At 68.2% G+C, this 1,479-nt stretch carries 1 protein-coding gene; it reads right to left on the bottom strand.

All coding sequences use genetic code 11. The annotated features are described in order from the left end of the window. Nucleotides 1-43: 43 nt before the first annotated feature. A complete protein-coding gene (gene pstS, locus AOK18_RS28695) occupies nucleotides 44-1,177 on the bottom strand; it encodes a phosphate ABC transporter substrate-binding protein PstS (protein WP_055696211.1) in 1,134 nt (377 codons plus the stop codon). Nucleotides 1,178-1,479 lie beyond the last annotated feature (302 nt).

The following is a 1,479-nucleotide window of genomic DNA, read 5'->3' as shown; positions in this document are numbered from 1 at the left end:
GTGCGGTCCGGTCCCGGGTGCCGGGACCGGACCGCACGCGGGGTCAGCTCAGGCTCGAGACGGTCTCGCGAACCTTGGTGATGATCTCCTCGGGCATCGGGGCGTAGCCGGCGTCCGCCAGCAGGCCCTGACCGTCCTCGGAGGCCATGTAGTTCAGGAAGGACTTCGTGGCGGGCAGGGTGTCCGCCTTGTTGCCCTTGTCGCAGGCGATCTCGTACGTCACCAGGACGAGCGGGTAGGCGCCCTCGGCGTCCGGGGTGTAGTCCAGCTCCAGCGCGAGGTCCTTGCCGGTGCCGACGACCTTGGCGGCGCCGATGGCGGCCGTGGCGTTCTCGATCGTGGCCTTGACCGGCTCGGCGGCCTCGGTCTTCACGTCGACGGTCTTGATGCCTTCCTTGGCGTACGAGAGCTCGAAGTAGGAGATCGCGCCCGGGACCTGCTTCACCTGCTGGGCCACACCGGAGGAGCCCTGGGCGGACTGGCCGCCCTTGGCCTCCCACGACTTGCCGGGCTCGTACGGCCACGCCTTGGGCGCGGCGGCCTTCAGGTACTTGGTGAAGTTGTCCGTGGTGCCGGACTCGTCCGAGCGGTGGAAGGCCTGGATCTTCAGGTCGGGGAGCTTCGCGTCGGGGTTGAGCTTCGCGATCTTCTCGTCGTTCCAGTTGGTGATCTTGCTGTCGAAGATCTCCGAGATGGTGGCGGCGTCCAGGACGAGCGTGTCGACACCCGGGACGTTGTAGCCGATCGCGATCGGGCCGCCGACCATCGGCAGGTCGATGGCCTGGCCGTCGGTGCAGATCTTCTTGGAGTCCTCGATCTCCTCCGGCTTGAGGGCCGAGTCGGAGCCGGCGAACGCGGTCTGACCCTGGAGGAAGGCGGTGATGCCGGCGCCGGAACCGTCGGGACGGTAGTTGATCTGCACGTCCTTGCAGGCGGCCGCGTAGTTCTTGACCCAGGCGTCGATCGCGTTCTTCTGGGCGGAGGAGCCGGAGGCCTGGAGCTGACCCTTGGCGTCGGCGCAGTCGATGTCGCCGGTCTGGGCGGCGGCGGAGCTGCTGCCGCCGTCGCCGTTGCCACCGCTGGTGTCGTCCGAGCCGCACGCCGTGAGGGCCAGGGCGCCGGAGACGGCGAGAGCACCGAGAGCGAGGGCACGCCGGTTCTTGCGCTGAAGCTTCACTTGAGTTCCTTCCGGGGGCCGCCGTCCTGAATTCCGGCGGCGTGCGAAGTCCAAAGTCGGTCCGAGTGGTGCGAGTGCCCGTCCGGTGGACGGTTCGCATCCCGTAAGGCCGAAAGTAGGCAGAACAGGTGAAGCACCCCGTGGTCGCACATGAACGGGAGGTGAACCCCTATGGACGGTGTGGTGAGGTAACGGAACGCTCACGTCGAGGACACGGGCTGATACCGGGTCGATGCCGGGCGGGAACGGAACAGGGGGACAGTACGGACACCCGGGGGGCGGTGCGGGCCACGGCGGGTTCC

This window comes from Streptomyces prasinopilosus (assembly GCF_001419695.1).
Lineage (GTDB): Bacteria > Actinomycetota > Actinomycetes > Streptomycetales > Streptomycetaceae > Streptomyces > Streptomyces prasinopilosus.
The sequence above is the reverse complement of the archived record's forward strand: the minus strand, read 5'-3'. Positions and strand labels throughout refer to the sequence as shown.